This window comes from Rhodopirellula maiorica SM1 (assembly GCF_000346295.1).
GTDB classification, from domain to species: domain Bacteria; phylum Planctomycetota; class Planctomycetia; order Pirellulales; family Pirellulaceae; genus Novipirellula; species Novipirellula maiorica.
Window position 1 is genome coordinate 1 of the sequence record NZ_ANOG01000972.1, and the last position, 4,624, is coordinate 4,624.

Below are 4,624 nucleotides of genomic sequence, written 5' to 3' on the forward strand. Positions count from 1 at the left end.
ATCCGATGCAAGATCAAGCAATGGCCACCTCGGTGACTACCGCATCTATTTCGAAGTCGATGGCAAACGCTATTCACACACGATTGATCCTCGCACCGGTCGCCCGATCGAACATGATTTGGCCTCGGTGTCGGTGATCGCCGATACATGCATGAAAGCGGATGGATGGGCGACTGCTATCAACGTGCTTGGCGCCGACGAAGGCATCAAGGTTGCCGCGGAGCAGGCTCTGGACGTCTTGGTCATCCGGCGACGCGGCGATGAATTTGTGCGTGTCGGAACCGGATCCCTTTCCAGCTACGCAGTCGAGCCCAAAGCGAGCACGACCTCCGAAGCCCATCCCACAGTCGAAGCTTCCTCTAATGAACTACCATCGCTGTATACTCGCATGCTGCCCACCTTGATCATCACGGTTATCGGATTCGGAATCATCCTCTGCGCGATGGCGATCGGAGTCATCTTCGGACGCAAATCCATCAGTGGTTCGTGTGGCGGTTTGGCCGGCAAGAAAAACGAAGACGGCAGTGTCAGTTGCTCGCTGTGCAGCAACCCGTCGGACGCCTGCCAAGAGCTCCGCGAGCAGATGAAGGAAAGCCAAACAAAGAAAGACGCCGCTCAGCCTTAGTGGATCCGAACAAACGACCGGGCCGTTGGCCCTACGGTTCATTGATTTGCTTGGACCCAGCCCGTTGGGCTGGGCTAGGTAAACTTCTGGGGCGTTGCCCCTCTATACAAAAACGCAGCTTTGAAACTTACGCATTTGGGTCACAAAAATTGCCTCGCTGCGTTTGCCTAAGTGGCTAAAAGAATTTTCCAACCGGCTCAGTCCGCACCACATGCTGCAAGCTGCAGGTGGTTTTCTCTGTTTAGCTCATCGCCTAATCCGTGCGGAATCTCGAAACGGAAGATTGATCCGCCGCTTTCCGATGATTCGATCCAGATGCGGCCATCGACGCGATCGATAATGCGTTTGCAAATTGCCAACCCGATTCCAGTGCCCTTGTACTTGCTGCGATTGTGCAATCGTTTGAAGACACCAAAGACCTGTTCGCGGTAACACAGATCAATTCCGATCCCATTGTCTTCGATTGAATAAATGCACCGTGATCCAGTGACCTCGCCGCGGATATGAACACGGGGATCATTGTCGCCGCGGTACTTGATCGCGTTGCCAATGAGATTCTGGAATAGTTGCGCGAGTTGCCCTGGGTCCGCTTGGGCCATCGGCAAGGTGTCATGGGTAATCTGGGCGTTGGATTCGCGAATCGACTCGGACAGATTGTCGATGGCGTATTGCAAGGTCTCGTTGGCGTCGACACGCGACAAGCGTCGACCTTCAGATTCCACTCGCGAATAGGCTAACAGATCTTGGATCAACGTTCTCATCCGGCGGCCACCGTCCATGATGTACGACATATACAGTTTGGCGTCGTCGCTAAGTTCGTTGCCACAATCTTGTTCGAGTAATTCGCAGAACGAGTTGACCTTTCGCAGCGGTTCCTGCAGATCATGAGAGGCGACGTAAGCGAATTGGGCCAGTTCTTCGTTGCTGCGAGCCAAGCTTGCATTCGCCTTTTCAATCCGCTCGTGGGCAAGTTTGCGTTCAGAGATGTCGGCAGCGATCCCAAGGTACCCGGTGATGTTTTCGTCTTGGTCACGGAGTGCCGTCACGGTCAACAGCACGGGAAACCGGCTGCCGTCTTTGCGGATGTAGGTCCATTCCCGTTGCTCGGATTCGCTTTGACGTGCCTTGATGACAAAGACTTCGAATCCTGGTTCCACTTCGCGTCCGAATTCTTCACTGAGTTCGCTTGCCCGTTCCCGCACTTCGACGCTGTCATGAAACACGCCCGGGTTGGATCGATCGATCATTTCATCTTTGCTATAGCCCAACATTTTCTGCGCGGCGTCATTAAAAACGACGATCCTGCCTTGTGGATCGGTGGCAATGATGGCGACCCCGGCGGCGTTCTGAATCGCGGCTTGCAATCGGCGGGTGGACTCTAGTTCACATGCGGCATGCTTTCGATCGGTAATGTCTGAATTGGCACCGAGCATGCGAACGGGACGTCCCGCTTCGTCAAAAAATACCATCGCTTTGGCGCTGATATGCCGGACGGCTCCGCTTGGGTGAATGATGCGGAACTCGCAATCAAACGTGCTTTCTCCGGTCAAAGCGTTTTGAAATGCGGCGTTGCACGCATTGCGATCGTCGGGATGAAGACTGTGTAACCATGCATCGTAGGTTGCTGAGAACGTGTCGCGGTTGTGGCCATACAATCGGTACATCGCATCATCACACCGGACCTCGCCACTATTCGGATCAAAATCCCATACTCCGATCTGATTGACATCCGCGGCCAAACGAAGATTTTCCAAATCTCGCGTCATCTCATCAGCCAAGCGAAGTGCCTTTCGCGAGGCGCTTGAAATCAACAGAAACAATCCGATCAGCAAGCCGTCAATGATCAAGCCGGCGGCGAGTATGGTCAACGGTTGAGTCGTGTCGACATTCGCTCGGAACGACTTGGTGCTCCACACGTCAAACGTCCAAGTTCGACCATAGGCGGCGACATCGATTGTTTTTTTAAATAATGGATTGGGGTCAAAATCGGCGTCGCTAGTGACGTGTTCATCGAACAGCACTTCGCCCGCATCTTCGATCCGGATTCCAACGTGACGGTTCTGTTTTGCCAGAGTCCCTTTCATCAATTTTCTGAACACGAACGGCGCGTAAACGAGGCCGGCGAAACGATCAGCGTCGACCGTGTCATGCTGGTGCAGGCGACCTTGATAAAAAGGAGCAAAGAAAAGGAATCCAGGCGTCTTCATCGAGTCTTGAACCAACACGATGGGGCCGGTGACTTGAGCTCGTCCTGTGTCACGCGCCTTTTTTGCCGCTGTGATCCGGTTCGATTCGTGCGCCATATCAAGCCCCAGCGCTTGGGCGTTCTCCTGCAGCGGAACGATGCACGTGATCGGCCAATATTCGTCTCGTTCGCTTGGCGGATGTACGGTAAAACCGGGACGTTCTTGGCGTTGACGCTGCAAGAACGCGGGGAATTCGGAATCGTCCAACGATTGGATCACTCCGATGCCATTGATTCCAGGATACTTCTGTTCAATCTGAATGGATGCGGCATAGCGTTTCCATTTCTGATGATCCACATTTCCATCGAGCGTGCCGATAAACGCGACGCCAGACCACAATGCGTCTTCGTACTTTCGCATCCGTTCACGAACCAGTTCGACCGTTCGATCGGCATCACGATCGAATTGCAAACGAATTCGTGCGTGGAGTTGGTTGCGAGAATAGTTCCACGCCAATAGCGTCAAACCGAGCGAAAAAACGACGATCACCCAGTGAAACCAACGCATCGTTCCCGCTGCCACCAAGGTGCTGCGGACGCCATCGGATTGCGTATCGGAGGTCGTGTTCATGAGCGGTGGCTTGGTGGGAGAAGAGTAACACGGCAGCGTCGAGTTAGGCGTGAACCCGCGCAGGTGTGTTGCAAATCGAGCGAACGAATTCGTCGAGTTCCGCAAACACGCGAGGTGTTTTGTGCAGATACGCGGCATTCATTTCCCGGCAACGACGCATTGTTTCCGCATCATCGCGGCCCGTGACAAAGACCTTTTCGATTTTGGCTACCGCATCGTCCTGGTTGAGAAACTCTAACGCCGTCAATCCATTGCCGGTCGGTGTTTCTACATCAGCAACAATCAGATCGAAGTCGTCGGTTCGCAGTTTTGCCATCACCGACAACCAGTTGTGCGTCACTGTGACATGATGATGTGATGCACGGAGTGTCATTTCTAAGGTGTTGGCGAAGTCGACGTCGTCTTCGATCACCAAGACGTGTAGCGATTGCATTGGCAGTGTGCCTGAAGTGTAAGAATGGGAAAAACGGATTACAGCGAGGAATCAACCACCGCGAACAATGCGTCATTCGAATATGGTTTGCAAAGGAAATATTTGGCCCCGATATCAAGCGCCGTGGTTTTGTCGCCCAAACTTGCCGACGCGATGATCACGGGGATCTCGCTTGTTGTGGGATCGGCTTTTAATTCCGCCAACGCGGTTAGTCCGTCCATGTTGGGCATGCGAATGTCCATCAAAATCACATCTGGCTGATCCGCTCGGATTTGCTGCAGTCCGTCGCATCCGTCGATCGCTGTGCTGACTGCGAAATCGCGAGTTTCTAATCGAAGCTGAGTTCCGAATCGAATGGCTTCGTCGTCTTCGACGATCAAAACACGTGTTTGCTTAGACATGGTTCACCTCGTAATGGTCGGGAGATAGCGCGAACGAAGGAAAGGCAGCATTTGCGATACACCGGATCGGATGCATCAATTCATCGCCGCTTGCATGGATGGATAATATTCCCTGCTGCTGAACATCCAGCACAGGCAAGGGACCTTGGGGACGATTGCGATTGAGCGATGTGGTTTCCTTAGCCATTCGCGAAAGAAATGATGCGGCACTTTCGGGATTCGCATGCTGGACCACCAACCATGTCGACGGGCTCGTCTTGATCAACAGATCGTGAGAATGCAGTAGATAATTCAGCAGCAAGTGAATCTCGTCGGCGCGGTGACTGGCCTCGGGTTCGATCTCGGCGTT

At 53.4% G+C, this 4,624-nt stretch carries 5 protein-coding genes; 1 reads left to right on the forward strand and 4 read right to left on the reverse strand.

What is annotated here, in order from left to right:
* Nucleotides 1–625, forward strand: a 625-nt coding sequence (locus tag RMSM_RS41490; RefSeq protein WP_040770503.1) for an FAD:protein FMN transferase, incomplete at its 5' end; no start/stop codon positions are given.
* A 197-nt stretch (nt 626–822) separates the two neighbouring features.
* On the opposite strand, the gene RMSM_RS37595 is transcribed toward RMSM_RS41490, so the two are convergent.
* The 4 genes from RMSM_RS37595 to RMSM_RS41495 form a co-directional block, all read right to left on the reverse strand.
* Nucleotides 823–3,441 (reverse strand): CHASE domain-containing protein, encoded by a 2,619-nt coding sequence (locus RMSM_RS37595; protein WP_008707066.1) that lies wholly within the window; start codon nt 3,439–3,441, stop codon nt 823–825.
* Nucleotides 3,442–3,484: 43 nt separating this feature from the next.
* On the reverse strand, nt 3,485–3,874 hold the full coding sequence (locus RMSM_RS31385) for a response regulator (RefSeq protein ID WP_008707068.1): 390 nt from the start codon (nt 3,872–3,874) through the stop codon (nt 3,485–3,487).
* Between the two features lie 38 nt (nt 3,875–3,912).
* The gene (locus tag RMSM_RS31390; protein WP_008707070.1) at nt 3,913–4,275 is read right to left on the reverse strand and encodes a response regulator; all 363 of its coding nucleotides are present in this window, start codon (nt 4,273–4,275) and stop codon (nt 3,913–3,915) included.
* Nucleotides 4,268–4,624 (reverse strand): hypothetical protein (locus tag RMSM_RS41495; RefSeq protein WP_040770505.1); only part of this gene is annotated, 357 nt, incomplete at its 5' end. The genes RMSM_RS41495 and RMSM_RS31390, both read right to left, overlap by 8 nt.

Coding starts and splice junctions, on each gene's coding strand:
- RMSM_RS37595 (WP_008707066.1), bottom strand. CDS start 3,441: ATGAACACGACCTCCGATACGCAATCCGATGGCGTCCGCAGCACCTTG.
- RMSM_RS31385 (WP_008707068.1), bottom strand. CDS start 3,874: ATGCAATCGCTACACGTCTTGGTGATCGAAGACGACGTCGACTTCGCC.
- RMSM_RS31390 (WP_008707070.1), bottom strand. CDS start 4,275: ATGTCTAAGCAAACACGTGTTTTGATCGTCGAAGACGACGAAGCCATT.